Source organism: Bryocella sp. (assembly GCF_058498515.1).
Map to the genome: position 1 here is coordinate 61,266 of NZ_JBMHYI010000005.1, position 23,752 is coordinate 85,017.

The window sequence follows — 23,752 nt, forward strand, 5'->3', positions numbered from 1 at the left end:
ATGAGTGAGTTTGGCCGGAAATCTGAAAATAACCGTTCGGATAACGGACAAGTCGGTCGATTACAGTTGAATCTTTCCGTCGATCGAGCGATCTTATAAGTACAGGGTTTTCTGGGCTTCAAAGCTGAAGTTAGTACGCTGCGACCCGCGATCGGGGACGCGCCACACTTCCAGGGACCTAAAACCATGAGCCAGCGGCTGTAGACGGCTGAGTCAAGATCTCAGTACCGCCATCGCTGATGACACCTAACTACAACACCCTCTATGGGTTCGGCGTCGCCGCCCCGTGCGCGCGCCACAGGAGAAACTCGCATGTACACCTTCGCAATCGCATTCTTTTCCGCCGCTACCATCTTCGTTCCCAGCTTCATCGGCATCCGTTCGCGCACCAACTCGAACTGGCGCTCGCTGTAAGCCTCGAAGAATCATCACGATCGCAGCGAAGGCCGCACCCCAGGGTGCGGCCTTCGCTGTTAACCGGCAATCTCGTCCCACTCTGCGATGCAATACAGCAATGTCAATTCACGATGCCGATTGGATAAGTTCGAGATATATTTTCACAATTTCTCTAACGCCAACGCACATGGAAAAGCCGTTCGGTGTCGTTCTCGCCGTGACTCAACACGATCTCGGCATCCGCTCGCTCCACGACTGACGGGAACTTTTCGCCCCACTCGACGAGGATCAGCGAGTCCTCCGTGCGCCCGGCCAGGTCCCACAACCCGATTCCCTCCAGCTCGCGCTCGTCTTCCAGCCGGTAGAGATCCAGGTGCGCAAGGGGGATTTTGGTCGTGGGGTACTCGTGCAGCAGGGTGAACGTGGGGCTGGAGACATCCTCCTGGGTCGCGCCCAGCGCGGCGGCGATGCCCTGCACCAACGTCGTCTTACCTGTGCCGAGCTCCCCGCTCAGGATGACCAGCCGCGGGCCCTTGCCGGCGGATCGAAGAATCTCCGTAATCGTCTCGGCGAGCGCATGGGTGCCCGCAACCGAGCGGGTGCGCAGGCGCTTTTCGCGCGTGTAAGCCGTCATTCTCGTCCTTTCAGCTTCTCTTCCTCTCAGGGGAATCAGCGGTTGCGGCCCGCGAGGCCGGTGATCCAGGTAAGTCCATCCTCGTCGGCAAGCCGCGCCCGGAAGGCGTCGGCGAGATGATCCACGGTGTCCGTGGCGAGCACGGTGTGCTCATCCTGCGCCAGTGTCGCAAAATCGCCCGCAAGCCCATGCAGGAAGACCGCGGCCTCCACCGCCTGCGCCACGCGGGCCGGGTCGGGGACGCTGCCATCCTTCTCCACCGCGTACTGCGCCAGCATCGCGGCGACGATCCCGGTGAGGATATCGCCGCTGCCGCCCTTGGACATGGCGGGATTGCCCGTGGTGTTGACCGCCATGCGGCCACCCGGGCTGACGATCAGCGTCCGCCAGCCCTTGAGCACCAGCGTCACCCCGTACTCGCGCACAAAGCGCCGCGCCACGCCCAGCCGGTCGGACTCGACCTCGCGAACGCTCATTCCCGTCAGCCGGGCCATCTCGCCCGGGTGCGGCGTGAGCACGATGGTGCGCGGTTTGCCGAGCCGGCGGGCCGTGTCGGAGGCCTCCTGCAGGCTGCTCATATCGGCGGCGATGGCATTCAGCCCGTCGGCATCCAGCACCAGCGGCAGGCTGGTTCGCTCCAGCAGCGTGCGGACAAACTCCGGCGTCTCACCGAGTTGACCCAGCCCCGGACCCACGGCGAGCACATTGATGCCCTTCAGCAGGGTATGGAGCTTGTCTCCCATGAGCTGGCGCGAGTCCAGCCCCGAGCCATCGAAGTCCGAAGCCATCTCCAGCGGCGTGAGCATCAGCTCCGGCGCTACGGCAGCCACCGTGGGCAGCACCTCCCGCGGAACAGCCGCCGTAACCAGCCCAGCGCCAGCCCGCAACGCCGCCAGCGCCGCCATGGAGGGCGCTCCGGCCTTGCCCAGCGATCCTCCCACGATCAGCACATGCCCGAAGCGGCCCTTGTTGCCGTCGACCCCACGCGGGATCTCGGCGATGGCCTTCGAGGCGCCGCCCCAGTTGAGCCCCGTGGTGGCTTGAACCGCCCCGCGCGGGATGCCGATGTCCGCGACCACCACCGGGCCGAAGTTGTCCGCAAACTTCGCGGCGCCGCCCGTAGTGAGGAAACCGAAGATATGCGCGAGCTTGGGCGCGGCAAAGGTGACGACGGCATCGGCCCGGAAGGGCTGCGACGCGGGGTCCTCGGCATGGCCCTGGCGCAACGTGGACGCGTTGGCGTCCCAGCCGCTGGGCAGGTCCACCGCGACGACCGTGACCTGGCTGGCGGCAAGGACATCGCGCGCCGTCGCAGCCAGGCCGCGCAGCGGCGGCTTGAAGCCTGTGCCCACAATGGCGTCGATCACGAGCGCCGCGCCTTCGAGCGCAGCGCGCAGCCCAGCCTCGTCCGTCACCTCGACAATCTCAGGCCCGCCCGGCTTTCCCGCGGCCGCCAGCACCTCGGCGGGCTCGCCTTTCAGCTCGGCGACAGCCCCCAACAGTGCGATGCGAACCGTCCTCCCAGCGCGAGCCAGCTCCTGCGCCGCGACGATGCCATCGCCGCCGTTATTGCCCTTGCCGCACAGCGCCACGATCAGGCCTTCGCCGGAATAACGCCGCAGGCAGAACTTCGCCACAGCCAAACCAGCGTTGTGCATCAGCGTGGACACGGGAGTGCCTGCTTCGACCGCGCGTTTGTCCGCGGCCGCCATATCCTGGGCGGAGAGAATCTTCATGCTCGAGCTTCCTTGCGGCCGGACATGTCCCTTATGAGGCACCCGGACTTCGTGACGACCAAAGATTTTGCTACTTCCTAATGAAGCGACTGCTGTAATCGACGCTGCGGCCTTGCGTTCGCTCCCCGGTCGGGATCACGCGCTGGCCCTTTAGAACAGTCTTTCACCGTTCCCCGCCTGCTGACGATAGAACACGGGAACTGTGACAGCCGCGTTGATGCCGAGGAGCTTCATGTCCCACCATCCGATAAACTTTCGCCTTCGTGCGAAGCAGCACGTGCTCCGCACCTCCCCGTTCCGCCGCCTGCTCCGTCGAGGCACGCTCCGTCGAAGCCTGGCCACTGCCGTGCTCGCTCTGGCTACGGGAGCGGTTGCCGTCATAGCCCAGAGTCCAGCCCCCGCCACGCCGGCGCCCGACCGGATGAGCACGCTCGAGCACCGTGCCGACCAGCTGCAGGCCGAGCTGGATGAACTGAAGGCTCTGATCGCGGCCGAGAAGGCCCACACGACCGGTACGCCTGGCGCCGTGAGCGCGCCGCAGCCGGTGCAGTTGGCCTCGACCGCGAGTCCCGCCCCGCCACCAACATCGACATCGACAACGTCGGCGCCCGCCCCGGTAACCCCGGCCGCAGTCGCGAGCCCTGTAGCAGCACCAACGCCGCTGGTCCTGCCCGGCGGCTCCACCATCAATCTCATGGTGGACAGCTACATCGGCTACAACGCCAACCAGCCCGTGGGCCGCGTGAACTACCTCCACGCCTACGACGTGCTGGACGACGTCTACGGCATCAACCAGGCGGACGTGATGTTCGAGCTTCTCCCCGACCTGAACGCGGGCCGCCGCTACGGCCTGCGGCTCGACCTGATGTTCGGCCAGGCGACCGCTACCCTGCAGGGTAGCCCGGCCAACGAGGACCGCCCCGACATCTACCGCAACCTCTTCCAGGCCTATGGACGCTACATCGTTCCCGTCGGCAAGGGCATCACGGTGGACGTGGGCAAGTGGGCCAGCTCGCTGGGCTACGAAGGCAACTACACCAAGGACCAGATGCAGTACAGCCGCGCCTTCTTCTTCAACTTCCTGCCCTTCTACCACGCCGGTCTGCGCGCCAACTACGCCGTCAACGACAAGCTCAGCGTGAACTACTGGATGGTGAACGGAACCAACCAGACTGAGCCCACCAACAGCTTCAAGGATGAGCTCTTCGGCTTCGTCTATTCGCCGACGAAGAAGATCACCTGGACCTCGAACTACTACCTCGGCCAGGAAAATCCCGACGCCGCCGCGGCGACGAACTGCACGATCCCCACGCAGCCCGGCCTGTGCTGGACGCCGATCAACCCTGCCCCCAACGGACGCACCCACATCATCGACAACTACGTGACCTTCCAGCCCACGCCCAAGCTCACCCTGGTGGGCGAAGGCGACTACTTCATCTCGCGGGTGTGGCGTAACGCGGGCCCGGGTCAGTCGTCCGCGCCGTCGCACCTCGATGGCGGAGCGGCCTACGCCCAGTACCAGTTCAACCCCAAGGCCACGCTGTCTGTGCGTGGTGAATATGTGAGCGACCGCAACGGCCTCTTCACAGCCAGGCCGCAGGCGCTCAAGGAAGGGACCATCGCGTACAAGTACAACTTCGCGGATGGCTTCGTGGGCTTCCTGGAGTATCGCCGCGACTGGTCGAACGTGCCCTTCTTCCTGAAGGGCCCGAACGATATCTCAACCAACCACCAGGACGTCGTGACGCTGGGCATGGTCTGGTACTACGGCGGCAAACAGGGAGCGTGGTAAGCGAGGCGTCGTCCAGCCTCTCAGTCGTCAGGCGCGACTACCGGCATCGTTCTGGCTGGCCGTCGAAACGTCCTGCAGCGAGCCCTGGTGCGCGGAGGTCGCGAGGCCCTCATGGCCCAGTCCGTCGTGGCCGGGTTCATAGAAGCATGCGCGGTTGCGGCCAGCCCGTTTGGCTGCGTAGAGAGCCGTATCGGCCTCGCACAGCAGCGTCTCCCAGGTAACGTCTTCACGCCCCTTGCTGTCCGTGATGCCGAAGCTGGCGTGGACGTGGACCTGCTGCTGGCCGCTGAGATGGAAGACGTGGCCCTCCAGTAAGAGCCGGATGTCCTCCACCAGGCGCATGGCGCCATGCGGCGGGGTGGAGGGCAGCAACAGGACGAACTCCTCTCCTCCGAAGCGCGCCAGCGCGTCGCTGTGGCGGGCGCGGGTGCGCAGCAGCGACGCAATCTCGCAGAGGATGACATCGCCGGCGGCATGGCCAAAGGTATCGTTGAACCGCTTGAAGTGGTCGACATCCATGATGGCGACGGCAAACTCCTGCCGGAGCCGACGATAGCGGACGATCTCCGTGTTGGCGGCGGCAGCGAGCCCTCGGCGATTGAGCAACTGCGTCAGCGGATCGCTCGTCATCTGCATCGTCATCTGGGCGTACAGCCGCGCGTTCTGCATCCAGATAAAGGCGAACGGCAACAGGGAAACAGCGATCACGTAGACGATGCCGCTGGCGAATTCCACCGGCGGATACCCCGCGTCCGGAAGCTTGCCGGTCACGAAAAAGACAGCGACACGGGCGCATTCGACCATGGAGTAGATGGTGAGGAGAGTAGCCAGGACATAGCGGGGCCAGCGGGTGATGGGATCGCGCGTGGTGAAGAGCAGCGCGGCGCTGAGCGCGGTCTGAACAGCGAGGAGGAAGTCCTGCAGCGTGCCCATGTGCCCGTGCGGCGGGTGATTGGGGAACGACCAGAAGACATAGAACGGCAGTCCCACCAGGACAAGAGCCAGCGAAACCCAGCGGGAGCGGGAGCCTCGATTGAGGAAGAGGATGAACCCGGCGTGGTAGCAGGCAAAGGCGACCGGAGGCGCGACCCACACCATGGGAACAACGAACCAGAAGGGTAGAACGCGGCCGAAGAGTCCGAAGAGCGCGCCTGCAAAGCCGGCGACATGGCTGAGCGCAAGCCAGCGAAAGCTGCGATTCTCCCAGTCCCGCACCGCCATCAGTACGAGGACGATGGCAAACGCCGCCAGCTCGACGTTCAGGACGGAGGTAATGGCGTAAATGAGTTGGACGGGACTGATGCCCCGGATATCGAAGGTGAGCATGGGTTCCGCAGGAAGCGGCAGCTCCTCGCCCGATTAGAACATCTCCCGGTTGAGTCTCGGTTGAGTCTCGGCTGAGTCCCGGCTGAGAGGCTCATCCCTAGCCTTCAAGAGAAGGCTTCCGCAGTACCCTATCGAATCCCGATCCCTTGCCCCGCTGCCATCGAGGTCTCCATCGCAGCCGATGCCGCACGTGCCCCCTCAGGCTTCGCCGCAAAGTAATTCTTCTCGTACATGGCGCGATAGAACTCGCCGGTAAGCTCGGCAGCCTTGGGCCCGAAGGTCGGGCGCCCGCCCTCGAGGAAGATCACCGTCACGATCCGGCCCGTCGGCGCGTCGCCATAGCTGACGAACCAGCCGAAGCGCGTGCCGTTGTTCGAGCACGTGCCCGTCTTCCCGAAGACCGGAAACTGCTGGAAGTTGGTGCGCAGCGAGCGAGCGGTCCCGTTCGAGAAGTTCACCGCGCCCTGCATGCCCGGCAGCAGCTCGGGGATCACGTCTTTGATCTCCAGCAGACGCTTCACCTTGGGCACAAACGCCGCGGACTCCTCCGGCGTGGTCGGATGCTGCAGGTAGTACAGCGTGCCGCCATTCGCGACCGCCGAGACCAGCGCGCCCAGCTGCAGCGGCGTCATCGAGATGCTCTCGCCGAAGGAGCACATGCGGCCCACCCCGCCCAGCGATTGCGGAAGCTCGACATCGGGATAGGTGCCCAGCTGCTCGCCGGGGATGTTGTAGCCCGCCAGCTCGCCCAGGCCGAACTCATTGGCGTAGTGCTTCACGCGCTCGAAGCCCATCGCGCGTCCCAGCACCTCGAAGTACAGGTTCACGCTCTTGGCCAGCGCATGGGTCAAGTCCAGCGAGTAATGTCCACCCAGGTTGACCGGCGTATCCGACTTGACCAGGCCTTCCTTGAGCGCCGCCAGCGCCACGGCAACCTTGATCGTCGAGCAAGGCTCCGCACCGGCGCTCAGCGCCAGCTTCTGGTTCACCATCGCGAGGATGCGGCCGCTGGAAGGGTCGATCGCCAGCACCGTGCCATTCATGTTGCCCAGAGCTTCGAGGGCCGCCGCACGCACCACCGGATCTTCGCCAGCGGAGATGTCGCCCGAGGTGACAGAGTTGGTGTCGGCGAAGCTGGAGGCCGTAAAGCGCTCGCCATAGACTCGCCGCGCCCGCACCGGGACAGCAACTACTGCGCGGCCACGCGCGCCTCTGCGGCCGGCCAAAGAAGCCCTCCCACCGCGAGATCCGGCAGAACGGGATGCAGCGCGGGACTCAGCCGCGCGGGAAACAGCAGCCCGTGACGTTCCAGCATGGGTGCGGCTCGCGGCGACGTGGGAGCTCGCCCGCCCCGCGCTGTGTGCCTTCACTGCCACGCGACGGTGCGTTGTCGTCCCTGCAATCGCAGGAGCCGAAGCGAGCAGCGTGAGTATCCCAACAGCGAGCAGACCTATGACCCTGGAGAACGGCAAATGCTTCATGAGCCCGAAGGACCCTCCCGGAAGCGGTGAAGAACGACGGATCGTCTCCACCTGAAGGTGTGAGGTTGAAACTTCTTTTCTTTTATCGACGACCCACGTCCGGCGCTGTAGCTCCAAAGGGGCATGCGCGCCGCGCGGTGGTGCCACTATGGGTTCCGCCGCAGGAAAGCCGGAATCTCCAGCTCATCGTGGTGATCGTCCGCGGAGTCTGCAGCATAGCCCGCAAAACTTGGGATGCGGGCTTCCGGCCACGCGGACTCCGGCGGCGTTACCTTTTCAGGTTCGGCGCGGAGCTCGTCGTTGGCCTTGCGGAAGAAATCATCATCGAAGACCGAGGCCGGTACCGGCACCAGCTCCGGTGGCGGCGCGCTGGCGGCCGAAGGTACATACGATCCCGGAGCCACGATCCGCGGCGGCGCCTGCTGCGTATAGGCATCCATCGGGCGCGGCCGGGGCGGCTGCGGATCCTCGAAGTTCAACGTCGCGGAGCCGCCAGAGGAAGACGACGCTCCCCGGTACGCCTCGCGGCGGGCATCCGTGGAAAACCCGGGAGCCGGCTCCTGCACGGGGACCGCTCCCTGGTTCGCCGATGGGAAGCTCGACGCGGACGTTGCGCCCACAGGAGCCGTGGGAGCTACGACCGGAATCGGCGGAGCCACCGGTGCAGCCGCCGCCTGGACCTCGCTGGCGAAGGGTACGTTCGCGACGCGCGGAGCGACCGGCGTCAGCACGGGCTCGTCGAGCTCCTCGTCCATGTCCCTCGACGAGGCGAGCGCCCCCGAGAGCATGCGCTCCCGCCGCGCGGGCTGCGAGTCGCGGAAGCCGGTGGCGATGACGGTGATCTTCACGTCCTCGCCCATACGCTCGTCCTGCACCGCGCCGAAGATGATGTTCGCATCCTCGTGGGCCGCGTTCTGGATGATCGTCGAGGCCTCGTTGACCTCGTTCAGCTTCAGCGAGCTGGAGCCGGTGATGTTGATCAGGATGCCCTTGGCGCCATCGATCGCGCCGGCCTCGAGCAGTGGCGAGGCCATCGCCGCCATCGCGGCTTCGCGGGCGCGGTCCGGGCCGGAACGCACCGCGGTGCCCATCACGGAGTAGCCCATGCCCGCCATCGTCGTCTTCACGTCCGCGAAGTCGCGGTTGATGACGCCGGGAATGGTGATGATGTCCGAGATGCCCTGCACGCCCTGGCGCAGCACATCGTCGGCGATGCGGAAGCTCTCAAAGAAGCCTGCATCCTTGGCCACGGCCAGCAGCTTCTCGTTCGGAATGACAATGAGCGTGTCGACCGACTCCAGCAGTTCCTGCACGCCACGGTCGGCCTGCTTGGTGCGGCGCTTGCCCTCGAAGGCGAACGGCTTGGTCACCACCGCAACAGTGAGCGCGCCCATCTCGCTGGCGAGCGAGGCGATGACCGGAGCCGCGCCCGTGCCGGTGCCGCCGCCTAGCCCGGTGGTGATGAACACCATGTCCGCGCCTTCCAGCGCCTCAATGATCTTGTCGGAGTCCTCGAGCGCCGCACGGCGGCCGATGTCGGGATTCGCTCCTGCGCCCAGCCCGCTGGTCAGCTTCACGCCCAGCTGCAGCTTTACCGCAGCATGCGACTGCTCGAGCGCCTGCGCGTCGGTGTTGGCAGCGATGAACTCCACGCCCTCCACACCCGCGGCAATCATGCGGTTCACGGCGTTGGTGCCACCGCCGCCGACACCAATGACCTTGATGCGCGCGTTGCGCTGAACCTCATCGTGATAGTGAATTCGCAGCGCGTCGTCAGGCTGACTGGACATAGGGAAAAGGACTCCTTCAGACACACGCGTGGCCGGGCCCGCGTTAACTCATTGTGCAACACCACGCAGGAAAAGTTCTCCGCAAACTTTCCCGCAGGCACCCAGTTGGGCTACAGGGATGTGATGCGTTTCACCGCGTCCACAAATGCCACAAGCCGCCCGCAGGCGGCTTGCGGCCTGAATCCAGAAGCCCTTACCGCGAAGGCGTGTGCAGGATGATCCCGCCGCCGACAGACGAGAGGCCCACCGAGCTGGTGGTTCCGCTGGTGCCGCCCCCGAAGCGGTTCATGTTGCCGTAGCCGACTTCGATGGCCCGCAGCGACAGGATGCTCGAGATGCGAATGTCCGCGCCCGCAAAACCCTCGACGGTGAAGAAGCTGTCGTACTGGCGGGGCGAGGGGCTGTTCACGTTCGTCGGGCCGCAGAGCAGCGTGCCGCCTGCACCGGTGACGCAGGGAGGTTCGGTGACGTTCGAGCTCGTGCGCCCGAAGGAGGCCTGCAGGTAGGGCCGAAGCCAGTGGATCGGCGTCCCCACCGAACCGCGCACACCGCCCAGCACCGTGTTCGAGGTGACCATGTTCGGGCCGCCGCCGGAGCTCACAGCGCTCTTGTTGGAGCGCGCGTCCATGTACCGCAGGTCGAAGCCCAGCTTGATCGGGCCAAAGTTGCGCCAGTCGTAGTAACCGCCGACGAAGATGCCCGAGGGATTCAGGTGCCCGGTGGAGACGGTCGTGCCGTTCACCCCCGCCGTGCCGTTGGAGCACGCCACCGAGACCGAGAGGCAGGAGATGCTGCTCATGCGCGTCGCCGCATAGCCCACATACACACCAGCCTGCGCCTGGGCCGAAGGAACGGCCAGCAGCCCAGATGCCGCCAGCCCACACGAAACCAGGGCCAGCCCGAGGCCGGACCTCCACCCACCAAAACGCTTACCGAAAATCATATGTACAAGTCTACCGTCTGCAGCGAGGAATCGTCTCGCGCGCCGCCCAAATCCGGGTTGGAGTTTCAGTCCTTCTCAGTAGACGTACCCTCGGCAAAACGGTTTCCCGCCCAGTTCAAACTGGCGTGGGCACGGTGGGGTGTAGGCTGGCAAAAACCAAGGCTTTCCAGAGGTGACCCCATGAGGCGAGTCGTGCCGACGACGCATGCGATGAAGCTGTCCCGATTCCCCGCTGCCTTTGCGCTGGGGCTAGCCTGCTGCTCTCTCGCCGTCTCAGCCTCGGGCCAGGCGCCAGCATCCGCCGCGCAGGCCCGCGTCAACTCTGCCCGCCTGCAGCAGTCCCTCGAGACCCTGAGCACCTTCGGCCGACCCGCCGGAGGCACCTTCGCCGATGGCGTGAGCCGCGTCGCCTACTCCGACGCCGATGTAGCCGGCCGCGCCTACGTCATGGGCCTGATGCGCGATGCCGGGCTCGATCCCTACATCGACGCCGCAGGCAACCTCATCGGCAAACGCGCGGGCACGGACCCCTCGCAGAAGCCCATCGTCCTCGGCTCGCACATCGACTCCGTCCGCGGGGGTGGTAACTTCGATGGCGACGTCGGCTCCCTGTCCGCCATTGAAGTCATCCGCACCCTCAACGAGCAGAAGATCCAGACCCGCCACCCGCTCGAGGTCGCCATCTGGTCCAACGAAGAGGGCGGAACCCACGGCAGCGGCGCTCTGGTCGAGACACCCACCCCTGACACCCTGAACCGCGACTTCTACGGCATCACCATGCGCGACGGCCTGCGCAAGATCGGCGGCGACCCCGACAAGCTGGCCGCGGTGCGCCGTCCACCAGGCTCCATGGCCTGCTACCTCGAGCTGCACATCGAGCAGGGCGGCAACCTCGAGAAGGCCGGCATCCAGATCGGCGTCGTCGATGGCATCGTCGGCATCGATGACTACGCCGTCGAGGTCAAGGGTTTCGCCAATCACGCCGGCACCACCCCCATGGCCGGCCGCCGCGATGCGCTTTACGCCGCCTCCTACATCGTGCAGGCCGTGCGCGACGTTGCGACCGCAACGGAGGGCCGCCAGGTAGGAACCGTCGGCCGCTTCGAGGTCACCCCGGACGCTCCCAACGTGATTCCGGGAAAGGTCAGCCTCTCCATCCAGTTCCGCGATCTCTCCAAAGACAAGCTCGACCAGATGGGCGCGGAGATCACCCTGCGCATCCAGCAGATCGCCAAGCAGACCGACACCGAGATCAGCCTCACCCGCGTACAGCGCACATTGCCCGCACTCGCGAATAAGACGATCCAGCAGGATATCGAAGCCTCCATCGCCGCACTCGGCTTTACGTCGATGCATCTCCCCAGCGGCGCCGGTCACGATGCGCAGGAGATCGCCCGCCTCACGCCCATGGGCATGATCTTCGTCCCCAGCATCGGCGGCATCAGCCACTCGCCGAAGGAACTCTCCCATTGGCCCGACATCGCCAACGGAGCGAACGTCCTCACGCAGACCCTGCTGCGAATCGACAACAACCCCGACCCGCACTAGGCCGGGTCGACACAGCAATTGAGCGTAAGTGTCCGATATACAAAAGATCGTCCTCCTGGGCAAAGCCTCTCGCAACGTCATCGCGCGATGGCCCAGTCGAAGGATCTGCTCCCCGCCCGCACTGACAACGACAGCCAGTAGGTCTATACGAACCAGGCCCCTACCGCACCGCCGCCCGAATCATCCCAAACCGAGCCAGCGACGCGCCAAATCCCGTGAGCAACTCACCCCGCGGCACAAGCTCCCGCGCACTCTGACCCCTTGGCCCTTGGCCCTTGACCCTCGGCCCTTCGCCCAGGCCCCTATCGTTATCCGCCTGCCGCATCGGCCCCGAGCCCTGCGCGCCTTCCACCATCTCCCGCAGCTTGCGCGCCAGTGGCATCTCGAAGCCCTCGCTCACCCACACGCGCTCGCCTTCGACCGACAGCACCACATCGCCCTCGCGCGTCGTGTACACGCGCTCATCGTCGCCGCTCTCATCCTGCTTGCGCCGCTCCAGGCCGTTGTACTGCCGGCCCAGCTGCTGCTCGAAGACCCCCATAAAACTCCGCGCCGCGTTCTCGTCCTTCCACTTCGAGCTATACAGCAGCGCAATGGACTTCGTCGTCTGCTTCTCCGCCGGCGTCGCATTCTTCCGCTGAGCCGCAAAGTAAATTCCACCATCCCACTGCGGAGCCAGAGCCTCCGCCAGCGGCCGCCCACCGAACAGCTCCGTCGTCATGTGCACATCCAGCTCACCCATCACGCCAATGTCGTACGGCTCATACCCTGCCTCGTCGATCAGCGGATGGATGTTCGGCATCGCCATCACCGGCACCGGCACACGCTCCAGGTAGGCGCTGGGGTTCATCACCTCGTAGCTCGAGTTCGGCGGCTGCGTCAGCACGCCCGTAAATGCCGCATCCGCGCCCTTGCGCAGCAGCACCGCCTGCTCGAACGCCAGCCCCTTCGTATACGGAAACAGCAGCGCCTCCTGCAGCACCAGCGGAGCCCGCGCCAGCACCGGCGAATCCGACGCATCGCCCGCGCCATTCGAAATCTGCGTGCCCACCTGCGGCAGGTCCTTCAGCGTCTTGCCCGGCTGCTGCTGGTTGATCAGGTAATCCGCAAACGAGACCATCGCCTGGCCCTCGACCGCAGCCTCGCGCGCCGTGCCAGCCTCATCGGTCTGCAGGTGCGCGTTGTCCTCCTGCATATTCTTCGCGACGCCCTCCGGCTCCGGATCTTCCCACTTGTCCAGGTTCACCTTCTGGTCCTGCAGCGCGTGGGTCAGCTCGTGCGCCATCACCGGCTTCTGCTCGTCGATCGGCACCCAGTTGAGCAGGTTCATCGTCTTGGTCTTGGCGTCGTAGAATCCCGCAATCTGCTCCGTCAGCAGGCTCAGCAGGAACGGCCGCAGCTGGAAGTCCGCATCCAGAAAGCCGAACTTCTTCAGCACCAGCTCGCTGCGCTCCATGCGCTTGTTGCCCTTGTCCTCGTCGAACTTCTTGCGCAGCTCCGCCGCCACCTGCTCGCGCGAGATAAAGACCTTCTTCACCTTGTGCTGGATGGGCAGTCCCGTCACCTTGGACGCGAACTTGAACAGGTTGTCGGCATCGGCCAGGATCTCATCCTGCTGCTGCTTGCTCAGCACCGTCTGCACGGTCACCATCTGCTGCCCACTCGTGACCTGCGGAGGCGTCACCCCCGGGTCAGTAGCCTGCACCGGAGGCTGCGAGTCCGGTTTCGCTTCCGGCGTGCTGCTCTGTCCCTGTGCTCCCGCGGCCAGAACGCCCGCCAGCAACGCACACCCAACTCCCACCATCCCCCAACCCACCCGCTCACCACTCACTCGCTCGAAATCTCCATATCCTGCCGCACCCCAGTGTACGTGCGGCAACCAACGGCCGACCCACGACTGCTCCCCTAGGCACACCCCTGGCACTTGCCCTAGACCCTAGACCGCCGGCCCAGGACCCTTGGCCCTTGGCCCTTGGCCCTTGGCCCTGGACCCTAATCCCTGTTCCCTAATCCCTAATCCCTGCTTTCGAACCCTTTGCCTTCCGCCAAGCATCCTCTTTCCATAGACGCGAGAAAGCGCCACACTGATCACCTGACCCTTATGACGAACGTCTCCAGCACCGACCTCGACGCCCTCCGCCACCACGCCGCTTACGCGCAACTCACGGACCGCACCTTCCTCCGCATCACCGGCTCCGACGCCACCCGCTGGCTCAACGGCATGGTCACCAACAACATCAAGGACCTCGCCCCCGGCGAGGGCAACTATAACTTCCTCCTCAACGCCCAGGGCCGCATCCAGGCCGACGCGACGATCTACCGCGAGCCCGGCGAAGGTGACCCCACGTACTTACTGGAAACTGGCGACTGGCAACTGGAAACTGTCCAGCAACACCTCGACAAATTCATCATCATGGACGACGTCGAGCTATCGAAGGAAGGCGTGCTCGGGTTCGGCATATCTGTGGCAGGCACGGAAGCGTCTTCGATACTCACAAAGGTCTTGCTCACGTCTGACGACGGACCGCTAAAGCCAGGGATGCTCAACTACATAACTCGCGACGGTGAGCTCCCAGTGCTTTTACTCTCATCTCCCCACAAGTTCGCAACTGCATACGAGCTTTGGACCAACGACGCCAATTCGCAAAATACACTCCTCCGTTGGCTGCAAGCAGCCGGGGCGACTTTAGTTTCGGAGGAAGCCCTCGAAGCCCACCGCATCCTCTCCGGCATCCCCAAGTACGGCGTCGACATCACCGAAAAAGACCTCCCGCAGGAGACCAACCAGACCCACGCCCTGCATTTCTCCAAGGGCTGCTACCTCGGCCAGGAGATCGTCGAGCGCATCCACTCCCGCGGCCAGGTCCACCGCATCTTCTCGAAGTTCACCCTCACCGGCGTCGCCCCCACGCTGCCCGCCCCACTCACCGTCGACGGCAAGCCCGCCGGCGAGCTCACCTCCGCCATCGAGGTCGACGGCCAGCTCCACGCCCTCGGCTACCTCCGCCGCGAGTTCGCCGCCAAACCGCTCTCCTACGAAGGAGGAGTCGCCACCGCGACCGCTTCCCACTGAAGACTTTTTGGGCAGGTCCGTCTCGGGCACATCCCCCAACGCTAACGGCGCGACATATCGCGAGATCTTCACCCGCTGCAAGCCCGAGCACTGTTTGGCATACTTCCCCCCTGAACTCACTACAATGGAAGTAGAGGGCTGCTTCCACGGAACCCGCCGCCGCACCTGCACGGACCTCCACATGGAGGTCGCGACAGAAGGTCCACCTTTAACTCGCCTCGAATGAACATTTGCGCGTTGAGGGGGGAGGGGGGGTGCCCGCCAGCGGCCAGCCCCGGTAGCACCGAAGCTGGTACCCTCAAAGATCGAGAGAGTGAGATCTTCCCATGCCTGACAAGCCATTCGTCATCAACGATCGCCGCAAGTTCACCTCCGAAGGCGAGCTGCGCCACGATCACCCCGCCGAGCCCCACCAGGAGCCCGCCGCCGAGCCCGCAACTCCCGCCGCTCGAAGCGCCGAAGAAGCCGCTCCCACCGGTGGCCCGCACCTCGTCACACCGCCCGACGAGTTCGTCCCCGAGCCCGAATCCGACCCCACCACCGCCGAAGAGGCGATGCAGCAGCTTCCTCCCCTCACCGCCGAGCAGATCGAGCAGGTCAAGCGCGCCTACGACGACACCCTCGACCGCCTCGACACCGCCATCCGCGCCCAGAACCTCGGCGCCGACCAGCCGCCGCCGGTCACCTTCCAAAGCGTCGTCCAGACCCTCTTCATGCAGGCCCTGATGATGCTCGGCGGCGCGACCGAACCCGGCCAGCCCGTCTCGGTCGACCCCATGGGCGCCCGCCAGATGATCGACATGATCTCCGCCATCGTCGGCAAGGCCAAGGGCAACCTCACGCCCGATGAAGAGAAGTTCTGCGAGAACGTCCTCTTCGAGCTGCGCATGGGCTTCCTCGACGTCACCCAGCGCCTGGCTCGCCAGGCCGCAGCCCGCGCCGGACAAGGTATGCCCGGTGGTCCCGGCGGCCCCAGCATCGTCCGCTAACGTATGGGCAGGTGCAGCAGGCGTCAGATCAGGTATCCCCGGCACAAACGGCAGGTCACGGCTTTTAGCCGTAACAAGAAGCGCAAGAAGTGACGCGGCTTTAGCCGCTGAGGGCATGTCGGCCACTTCGATACGCGTTGCGTTCGGCGCGATGTTCTGAACACAGCAGGGGATCGCCGTTTGCTCGAAGCGCCGACGAACTTCCGCTCTTCTTCACTATTCACTACTCACGATTCACTCCTGTGACCGCTACCCTCACCTTCCTCGGCACCGGCACCTCGATGGGCGTTCCCACGCTCGGGTGTCCGTGTGCCGTGTGTGCGGATGCTCGCACACCAGGCTCGCGCAACCGCCGCACCCGGCCGTCGGTGATGATTGCCTATCCCGACGCCTCTGAGCCCACGCACACGCGCCACGTCCTCATCGACACCGGCCCCGACTTCCACGCCCAGGCCATCGCCTGTGACGTGAACGCCGTCGACGCGGTCCTCTACACCCACGGCCACGCCGACCACATCCTCGGCATGGACGACCTCCGCCCGCTGTCCTTCGGTCACCCCGGAGGCCTGCCGCTCTACGCAGACGATCCCACCGCCATCACCATCGAGCGCATCTTCGAGTACACCTTCCGCAAGGAAAACAAGTACCCCACCAGCGCCCGTGTACAACTCCACCGCCTGCCCGACCAACCAGACACGAAGGTCGATCTGTTTGGCGCAACCTTCCTCCGCGTCCCCGTCCTCCACGGCAAGCAGCGCATCGCCGGCTACCGCTTCGGCGCCGCCGCCTACCTCACCGACATGAGCGACATCCCCGAGGAGAGCTACCCGCTGCTCGAAGGCCTCGACATCCTCATCCTCGATGCCCTCCGCCGCGAGCCCCACCCCACCCACTCCCACCTGGAGAACTCCGTCGCGCTCGTGAACAAAATCGCTCCGCGCCGAGCCTACTTCACCCACATCTCCCACGACCTGGACCACGAGCCGACCAACACAGAACTACCCGACCACATCAAGCTGGCCCACGATGGCCTGAAGCTGGAATTCGAGATATCGCCACAAGAAGCGGTTCACCGGAGCGAGGCACGATGAAGATCTATCGCTCGCTCTCCGAACTGCCGCCCGAGGCCACCCGCTCCGTCGTCACTATCGGCAACTTCGATGGCGTGCACTGCGGCCATCGTGCCGTCATCGCTTCGGTGCTGGCGCGAGCCAAGGCACTCGGGGTTCAGTCGATCGCCGTCACCTTCGACCCGCACCCTGCGAAGCTGCTTCGTCCCGACAAGGCCCCGAAGCTGCTCACGCCAACGCCCATCAAGCTCGACCTGCTCGCACAGACCGGCCTCGATGCCACGCTCGTCCTTCCCTTCACCGAAGAGCTGCGTCACTGGACCGCGGAGCAATTCGCACGCACCGTATTGAGCGAAGCCCTGGGCGCAGTCGAGGTCCATGAAGGCGAAGAGTTCCGCTTCGGCTACGACCGCCAGGGTGGCATGGCCAGCCTCGCCGACCTCGGAAAGCTACTAGGCTTCACCGCCGCGCCGCATCAGCCCGTCATGGCGCGCGGCGGAGCCATCTCCTCCAGCCGCATCCGCGCCCTGCTCGCCCGCGACCTAGTCACGCGCCCGCAGGCACTCGCCGAAGCCCGCAATCTTCTCGGCCGCCCGTTCTCCGTGCACTCCACGCCGGCACATGGCCGCGGCTTTGGCACAAAGTACGCTGTGCCGACGATCAACCTCGCCGCCTACGACGCCCTTCTGCCGGCGAACGGCGTCTACGTCACAACACTGCGCATTGGCAGCGGCGAAGGATCGAGGCTCTTCCGCGGCGTGACCAACGCCGGCAATCGGCCCACGTTTGGCGAGGACTCCTTCGCCGTCGAGACGCACCTGCTCGGCTTCGAGCCCATTGCGCTCTTCGAGGACACGCCACTGGAACTCACGTTCCTGCTGCGCCTCCGCTCAGAGCAGAAGTTCGACTCGCCCGAAGCCCTCAAGCAGCAGATCTTCCGCGACGTGAAGCGCGCGCAACACTACTTCCAGCTCAGCGACCTGCTCGCTACGCGGCGCTGACTACCAGTCGTCCGAATCGTTGTCCTCGTGGTTGCTGATGCCGTGCACAAACACCAGCTGCCGCGCCTCCACGATGATGTCCACCGCATCGTGGTATCCATCCGCAAGCGGCTTCCGGCACTTGTACCGCACCGCTCCCGGCTTGCGGTGCGACGGGAGCGTCTCGCAGCTCCATCCCGCTGGCGCAAGCTTATCCGCATAGGGCTTCACTTCGGCAGGATCGTAGGCGCCGTCGCGGTCGAACTTGAAGACGTAGACCACCGAAGAGCTGTGGCGTCGCTCCGTGGCAGTCCCCTCGGCCCGCTCCAGCGTGACCGGCCCCTTGTCCACCTCCACCACGGAGGCCGCATTATGCTCAAACTTCTCCACGCCCGCGAACAGCGGATCGCGCACCGCGGCCTGGCTGCGCCGCGCTACCGTGGCCATCAAGACACAACCCATCACCACCATCACACGCTTCGAGATCCATCGTATCTGCATCGCATCGCTCCGTAGGCCGCGCGGAAACTGCGCTGCTCTACCCGCTAATACGACCGGCGCGCAGGCTCGGAATGCAAAAGGTGATGTCCCAGCGATATTCGCAGCGCTCTACTGCGGAGGCAACGTTACCGGACGTACCGGCTTCGGCGCGGCAGTGGCAGGCGCTGTACCCGGCCGCACCACCGGCGCAGTTCCCGGGGTCGCAGGCTTCGCCGCGGGCGCCTGCCGCACGATCGGCGCTGGCGCACCCACACGGGCCGGCTCATCGTTCGGCAACGCATCCGCCGGCGGAGGAGTCGCCGGCGTCACTGGCTGCGCAGGCTTGGGCTCAGCCGGAGCCGCCGCATCCGAGTCGCTCGAATCATCCGAGTCGTCCGCGGCCTTGGCCTTCGGCAGCACCACCGCATCGTCCGCCGTCTGCACTTGAATCTGCTTCTTCGGTGCGCCCGCCTTGGAGAACTGCTCGTTCGGACGATCCGCAACCGCCACCTTCATGAAGTCCATCCAGATCGGCAACGCGGCGCGCGCTCCGGTCTCCTTCTCGCCAAGCGAGATGCGGCTGTCGAACCCCACCCACACGCCCGCTGTGATGCTCGGCGAGAAGCCGAGGAACCAGGCATCCGTGTAGTTGTTCGTCGTGCCCGTCTTGCCGCCGAGCGCATGCTTCATCGAGACCGTCGCCGCGGCCGTGCCATGCGCCGTCACGGCCTGCAGCAGGATCATCATCTGCCGCGCGGTCTCGAGCGACAGCACTTCCTTCACCTCAGGCGTCTTCTGCTCCACCGGCGAGCCATCCGGCATCGATACCCGCCGGATGTAGTGCGGCTGAATGCGAATGCCGTCGTTCGGGAAGACGCTGTAGCTCGCCACCTGCTCCGCCAGCGTGATGTCCGCCGCACCGATGGCCACCGGCAGGAAGTTCGGGATGTTGCTGGTCACGCCGAAACGATGCGCCACGGCGATCACGTTCTTGATGCCCACCTTGTCCGCCAACCGCAGCGCCGGAATATTCCGCGACTCGGCAAACGCATCGATCAGGCTCATCGAGCCCGCAAAGCTGCCGCGTTCATAGTCGTGCGGCGTATACGGTCCACTCGGTGTGTAGAACGTCGTCGGCACATCGGAGACGGAGTCATACGGCTTCATGCCATACTCCAGCGCAGCCACGTAGTCGTAGATCTTGAACGACGACCCCACCTGCCGCTGCGCCTGCGTCGCGCGGTTGAACTGCGACAGGTTCGGGTCGCGGCCGCCAATCATCGCCAGTACCTCGCCGTTGGAGTTGTCCACGGCCATCAGCGAACCCTGCGCTCCGGAGTCTTCCTCCAGCACCACAGTCGGCTTCGCTCCACCGGGAACCGCCGTCACGCGCACGTAAGCAATGTCGCCGACCTTGAACAGGTCGGTCGCCTTGAACTTCTGTGTCCACGCCCAGTCCGGAGGCGTCATCGTCGCTTCCTGCTGGCCGATGCGCACCGTCAGCTTCGCCGGGCCAACCTCCGTCACCAGCGCATGAACGTACGACCCCACCTTGAGCGGCTCGTTCCAGTCCGGGTGTTTGTACTGGCTCAGGTCCGGATTGGCCGCGAGCACGTTCTCGATCCTGCCCTTCCATCCGTGCCGTCGCTCGTAGCTCGCCAACCCGTCGAGCAAGGCCTTCTTCGCGGTCCGCTGCAGCTCCATGTCGAGCGTGGTGTACACGCGGAGTCCAGCGCCGTGCGCCTCCTCGATGCCATAGTCGTGCTCCAGCTGGCGGCGCACCTCCTCAACGAAGTACGGAGCCTCGGTGTTCGCGGGCGGCTCGATGTGCAGCCCCAACGGAGCAGCCTGCGCTTCCTCTTCCTGCTCGCGCGTGATCTTGTGGTCCTGCAGCATCTCCGTCAGCACGAGGTTGCGGCGCGTCATCGCGCGCTCCGGATGGCGGATCGGGTTGTAGTACTCCGCGCCCTTGGGCAGCGCGGCCAGCAGCGCGGCCTCGGGCAGGGTCAGCTCATGCACATGCTTGGAGAAGTAGTACTCGCTCGCCGCCTCAAACCCATACGTCCCGCGGCCCAGGTAGATCTGATTCGCATACAGCGTGAAGATCTGTTCCTTGGTAAACCGCCGCTCGATCTGCAGCGTGAGGAAGATCTCCTGGAGCTTGCGGCCGTACGTCTTCTCGCTCGAGAGGAACAGGTTGCGCGCCAGCTGCATCGTCAGCGTCGACGCGCCCTGCACCTTGCCATGCGAGTGCACATCCTCATACGCGGCCTCGGCCATGCGCGTCAGATTCAGGCCGGAGTTGGAGAAGAAGTTCTTGTCTTCGATGGAGACGATCGCGTCCTGCAGGATCTGTGGGAACTCGCTGTACGGCTCGACCACGCGACGCTCCAGTGCGAACGACCCGATCACCTCGCCGTGCACGTCGTAGAGCTCGGTTGTGGTGCTCGGCCGGTAACGCTCCAGCTCCGCCATCTGCGGCAGGTTGATCGAGTACACCAGCAGCAGCCCGACCATGATGCCAAAGACCGCGGACGCAGCCATCAGCAGGGCGAAGCTCGCGCGCGAAGCCACCTTGCGGGTGCGAAACTCAGGCTCGAAGAACGGGAAGCGCCGCACCGCGCGCCAGAAATCGTGCTCCGGCGGCACGGACGTGTTCTCGGCTTCAGGGGCCCCCACAGCGGCGGAGTCGCCTTTGCCGGGCCGTTCCGGTTCCGGCCCGTCGAGGTTCAGCATACTCGGCACAATGCTCCCAAGGTACCACGCAGGGGTATCTCACAAAGGACGCTCCGGGAGGGCCCAAAGGCTGCCTGCAACACCCGAAACAGGCAAGGAAAAAGGCCCGGCGCACCGGGCCTCCTCCATTCTCGGGACTCGGTCGCTGCTACGCCGCCTTGGCCTTCAGCAGATCCAACCCCTTGTTCAGCAGGTTGTCCTGAGCCGGGGTCGGCTTCTTGTGTGGAACGCTGGCCTTGGAAGCTCCGGTAGCGTTGCCCGTGGTGTCGGCGGAGTCATCCTCATCCGAAAGATCGTCATTCGCCGCCACCATCGTCGTCGGCGTCACTGCATCGTCTTCGAACTTCTTGCCCGCGGGCGAGGCGTACTTGGCAATCGACAGGATCACCGCGCTGCCGTCCGAAAGCTCGAAGGTCTTCTGCTCCGTGCCGGCGCCGAAGGTCTTCTCGCCCACCAGGTCGCCGCGATGGTTATCGGCGATCGCCGCAGCCACCAGCTCCGCTGCTCCCGCCGTGCCGCGATTCACCAGCACCACGATCGGCGAAGTCGCATCGACGGCCTTCGAGGCATCGGCCCCAAACGTCTGCTTGGGGAACTTCTGGCCCTCGAGCGTCGCAATGGTGCCTGACTTCAGGAACAGGTTCGCTGCGCGGACACCCTCCTGCATGCTGCCCGCCGAAACATCGCGCAGGTCCAGCAGCACCTTGCGGTTGCTCTTGGCCGCACTCTTCAGCTTCTGCTCCATCTGGCTCACATGGTCGTGATCCAGAATCGCCGGCGCGAGATAGACGATCGTCGAATTCTCGTACAGCGTCTCGCTCACCGCAGGCTCGCTGATCATCGCGCGGCTAAGAATGATCTTTTCCGGCTCCGCCTTGCGCGGCCGGATCACCGCAATATGCAGCTCGCTGCCCGGCGTGCCCTCGAGCATCGTCTGGATCATCGCCAGCGAGAGGTCGCGCGTATCCTGGGTGCCAATCGCCTCGATGATGTCGCCATCGGAGATGTTCGCCTTATCCGCGGGCGAGTTCGGCACCACCGAAACCACCGTCGCATAGCCGTAGCGCTTGGACACATTGATGCCCACCTGCGCCTTGCCGCCCTTGTCCGACTTGTACGCCTTATAGTCCTCTGGCGTCAGGTAGCTGGAGTCCGCATCGAGCGACTCGAGCAGCCCCCGCAGCGCGCCGTTGGTCACGGCGTGCATGTTCGGGTCGACCACATACTCCGTCTCGATGTGCTGCAGCACCTCGCCATAGACGTTGATCTGGCGGTACGCGCCCTCCTGCGGGCCATCGCTCGCCGCGTGCACGCCGCGCGCATTCACGCCAACGAACACTCCAACAACCAGCATCACGGATACGGCGAGGAGGGAGATCTTGAAGCTCTTGGGCATAGGGACGGTACGGCTCCGGGGGAAGAATCGCGACTACCGGGGTTAGACGCCCCCCGTAACAGAAGATCATATATCCCTCCGCAACCTGAGGCGAGCGGAGGATCTGCGCGAGGGGTGATTGGTGGCGGTGAGAGGAATCGAACCTCTGACCTACGGGTTATGAGTCCGTCGCTCTAACCATCTGAGCTACACCGCCGGAGGGAGCGATCGCGCATCCAGCGGCACACGGCCGCGACGCACAGCCGCTTGCACCATCATACGGTTACGGGTTTCCCCGGGTCAAACGTCGGCGCATCCGTGCGAAACTGCTCTCTGACCATGCGCCGCGCTCTCGCCAGCTCCCCGGGTACGCTCTACGCCACGCTCGCAGGCCTCGCCCTGGCGACGCCCCGCACCCTGCTGGCGGCTCCTCCGGATTGCTCCAGCACCACGGACACCATCGCCTGCCGGCTGGATGAGTTCCTCAACTGGCTGCACTTCGCCGCCGGTGCGCTTGGCCTGCTGCTGGTTGTGGTCCTCATCGTCGCCGTGCGCATCTTCCGCCACAAGCGCAACTCAGACGATCCGCTCTTCCGCAAAGAAACAAGCCGTAAGGATTCCAGCCGTTGAACGTTCCCGCAAGCCCCCGTGTCGTCGCCGTCATCCCCGCCCGCCTCGCCTCCACGCGCCTTCCGCGCAAGGTGCTGCGCGAAGTCGCCGGTCAGCCTCTGCTGCACTGGGTCTACGCCGCCGCCAAGGCCTGCCCGCAGTTCGCGGAGGTCATCATCGCCGTCGACGCGGAAGAAGTCGCCGCCCTGGGCCGCGAGCGCGGCTGGCCCGTCGTCATGACCTCGCCCGACCTGCCCAGCGGCACCGACCGCCTCCACGCCGTCTCGCAAAGCATCGACGCCGATATCTATGTCAATGTCCAGGGCGATGAGCCCATGCTGACGCCGGAGCACATCGCAGCCATCCTCGCGCCGTTCGCGCTGCCGCATGTCGAAGTCACGACGCTCAAGGTCCCGTGCCCGCTCGAGGACATCGCCAACCCCAACGTGGTCAAGGTCACCACCGCCGTCGATGGCCGCGCCCTCTACTTCTCGCGCGCCACGATTCCCTTCCATCGCGACCCGCAGACGCCCGCCGCCGCGCAGTGCTTCAAGCACCTCGGCCTCTACGCCTATCGCAAGCACGCGCTGGAGCGTTTCGCCTCGCTGCAGCCGAGCCCGCTGGAGATGACCGAGCGCCTCGAACAGCTCCGCCTGCTGGAAAACAACCTCAGCCTCTACGTCGCCGAGGCCCCCTTCGACACCGTCGGCGTCGATACGGAAGAAGATCTGGCGCGAGTAGACGCGATCCTGCGCCAGCGCACACTGGCAACTCAAAGCTGAAGACTCACAGCT

The 23,752-nt window shown here is 65.1% G+C and carries 18 protein-coding genes and 1 tRNA gene; 8 read left to right on the plus strand and 11 right to left on the minus strand.

The window, feature by feature from the left end; translation table 11 throughout:
• Window positions 1-568: 568 nt before the first annotated feature.
• Together tsaE and AC5E6W_RS01265 are read right to left on the minus strand one after the other, a co-directional pair.
• Entirely contained in the window at window positions 569-1,030 is a 462-nt protein-coding gene (tsaE, locus tag AC5E6W_RS01260; RefSeq protein WP_491750441.1) for a tRNA (adenosine(37)-N6)-threonylcarbamoyltransferase complex ATPase subunit type 1 TsaE, read from the minus strand.
• A gap of 35 nt (window positions 1,031-1,065) precedes the next feature.
• A complete protein-coding gene (locus AC5E6W_RS01265) occupies window positions 1,066-2,766 on the minus strand; it encodes an NAD(P)H-hydrate dehydratase (RefSeq protein ID WP_491750442.1) in 1,701 nt (566 codons plus the stop codon).
• Between the two features lie 277 nt (window positions 2,767-3,043).
• Between AC5E6W_RS01265 and AC5E6W_RS01270 the strand changes: the two genes are divergently transcribed.
• On the plus strand, window positions 3,044-4,558 hold the full coding sequence (locus AC5E6W_RS01270; RefSeq protein WP_491750443.1) for an outer membrane beta-barrel protein: 1,515 nt from the start codon (window positions 3,044-3,046) through the stop codon (window positions 4,556-4,558).
• 27 nt (window positions 4,559-4,585) lie between these two features.
• Here AC5E6W_RS01270 and AC5E6W_RS01275 read toward each other — a convergent pair whose 3' ends face one another.
• The 4 genes from AC5E6W_RS01275 to AC5E6W_RS01290 all read right to left on the minus strand — a co-directional run bounded on the left by AC5E6W_RS01275 (window position 4,586) and on the right by AC5E6W_RS01290 (window position 10,098).
• The gene (locus AC5E6W_RS01275; RefSeq protein ID WP_491750444.1) at window positions 4,586-5,884 is read right to left on the minus strand and encodes a GGDEF domain-containing protein; all 1,299 of its coding nucleotides are present in this window, start codon (window positions 5,882-5,884) and stop codon (window positions 4,586-4,588) included.
• A gap of 128 nt (window positions 5,885-6,012) precedes the next feature.
• The gene (locus AC5E6W_RS01280) at window positions 6,013-7,110 is read right to left on the minus strand and encodes a penicillin-binding transpeptidase domain-containing protein (protein WP_491750445.1); all 1,098 of its coding nucleotides are present in this window, start codon (window positions 7,108-7,110) and stop codon (window positions 6,013-6,015) included.
• Window positions 7,111-7,511: 401 nt separating this feature from the next.
• Window positions 7,512-9,155, minus strand: coding sequence for a cell division protein FtsZ (ftsZ, locus tag AC5E6W_RS01285; protein WP_491750446.1), 1,644 nt, complete (start codon window positions 9,153-9,155; stop codon window positions 7,512-7,514).
• Window positions 9,156-9,348: 193 nt separating this feature from the next.
• Entirely contained in the window at window positions 9,349-10,098 is a 750-nt protein-coding gene (locus AC5E6W_RS01290; RefSeq protein ID WP_491750447.1) for a hypothetical protein, read from the minus strand.
• Window positions 10,099-10,278: 180 nt separating this feature from the next.
• On the opposite strand from AC5E6W_RS01290, the gene AC5E6W_RS01295 reads away from it, so the two are divergent.
• Complete coding sequence (locus AC5E6W_RS01295) at window positions 10,279-11,646, plus strand: Zn-dependent hydrolase (RefSeq protein ID WP_491750448.1); 1,368 nt, start codon at window positions 10,279-10,281, stop codon at window positions 11,644-11,646.
• Between the two features lie 160 nt (window positions 11,647-11,806).
• On the opposite strand, the gene AC5E6W_RS01300 is transcribed toward AC5E6W_RS01295, so the two are convergent.
• The gene (locus AC5E6W_RS01300) at window positions 11,807-13,477 is read right to left on the minus strand and encodes a hypothetical protein (RefSeq protein WP_491750449.1); all 1,671 of its coding nucleotides are present in this window, start codon (window positions 13,475-13,477) and stop codon (window positions 11,807-11,809) included.
• A gap of 270 nt (window positions 13,478-13,747) precedes the next feature.
• Here AC5E6W_RS01300 and ygfZ point away from each other — a divergent pair, with 270 nt between their 5' ends.
• The 4 genes from ygfZ (at window position 13,748) to ribF (ending at window position 17,779) form a co-directional block, all read left to right on the plus strand.
• Window positions 13,748-14,719 carry a CAF17-like 4Fe-4S cluster assembly/insertion protein YgfZ gene (ygfZ, locus tag AC5E6W_RS01305; RefSeq protein ID WP_491750450.1) on the plus strand — a complete coding sequence of 324 codons (972 nt, stop codon included), beginning with the start codon at window positions 13,748-13,750 and terminating at the stop codon, window positions 14,717-14,719.
• A gap of 326 nt (window positions 14,720-15,045) precedes the next feature.
• A complete protein-coding gene (locus AC5E6W_RS01310) occupies window positions 15,046-15,708 on the plus strand; it encodes a DUF1844 domain-containing protein (RefSeq protein ID WP_491750451.1) in 663 nt (220 codons plus the stop codon).
• 242 nt (window positions 15,709-15,950) lie between these two features.
• Window positions 15,951-16,799 (plus strand): MBL fold metallo-hydrolase, encoded by an 849-nt coding sequence (locus tag AC5E6W_RS01315; protein ID WP_491750452.1) that lies wholly within the window; start codon window positions 15,951-15,953, stop codon window positions 16,797-16,799.
• A complete protein-coding gene (ribF, locus tag AC5E6W_RS01320; RefSeq protein ID WP_491750453.1) occupies window positions 16,796-17,779 on the plus strand; it encodes a riboflavin biosynthesis protein RibF in 984 nt (327 codons plus the stop codon). The genes AC5E6W_RS01315 and ribF overlap by 4 nt, the downstream gene beginning before the upstream one ends.
• On the opposite strand, the gene AC5E6W_RS01325 is transcribed toward ribF, so the two are convergent.
• The 4 genes from AC5E6W_RS01325 to AC5E6W_RS01340 all read right to left on the minus strand — a co-directional run bounded on the left by AC5E6W_RS01325 (window position 17,780) and on the right by AC5E6W_RS01340 (window position 22,566).
• Window positions 17,780-18,259 (minus strand): hypothetical protein, encoded by a 480-nt coding sequence (locus tag AC5E6W_RS01325; protein ID WP_491750454.1) that lies wholly within the window; start codon window positions 18,257-18,259, stop codon window positions 17,780-17,782.
• 108 nt (window positions 18,260-18,367) lie between these two features.
• Window positions 18,368-20,974: a penicillin-binding protein 1A gene (locus tag AC5E6W_RS01330; RefSeq protein WP_491750455.1), complete on the minus strand. Its 2,607-nt coding sequence runs from the start codon at window positions 20,972-20,974 to the stop codon at window positions 18,368-18,370.
• 148 nt (window positions 20,975-21,122) lie between these two features.
• Window positions 21,123-22,370 (minus strand): S41 family peptidase, encoded by a 1,248-nt coding sequence (locus AC5E6W_RS01335; protein WP_491750456.1) that lies wholly within the window; start codon window positions 22,368-22,370, stop codon window positions 21,123-21,125.
• 119 nt (window positions 22,371-22,489) lie between these two features.
• Window positions 22,490-22,566: transfer RNA gene (locus tag AC5E6W_RS01340), tRNA-Met, on the minus strand.
• A 122-nt stretch (window positions 22,567-22,688) separates the two neighbouring features.
• On the opposite strand from AC5E6W_RS01340, the gene AC5E6W_RS01345 reads away from it, so the two are divergent.
• A complete protein-coding gene (locus tag AC5E6W_RS01345; RefSeq protein WP_491750457.1) occupies window positions 22,689-22,979 on the plus strand; it encodes a hypothetical protein in 291 nt (96 codons plus the stop codon).
• Entirely contained in the window at window positions 22,976-23,740 is a 765-nt protein-coding gene (gene kdsB, locus AC5E6W_RS01350) for a 3-deoxy-manno-octulosonate cytidylyltransferase (protein ID WP_491750458.1), read from the plus strand. Before AC5E6W_RS01345 ends, kdsB begins: the two co-directional genes overlap by 4 nt.
• Window positions 23,741-23,752: the final 12 nt, after the last annotated feature.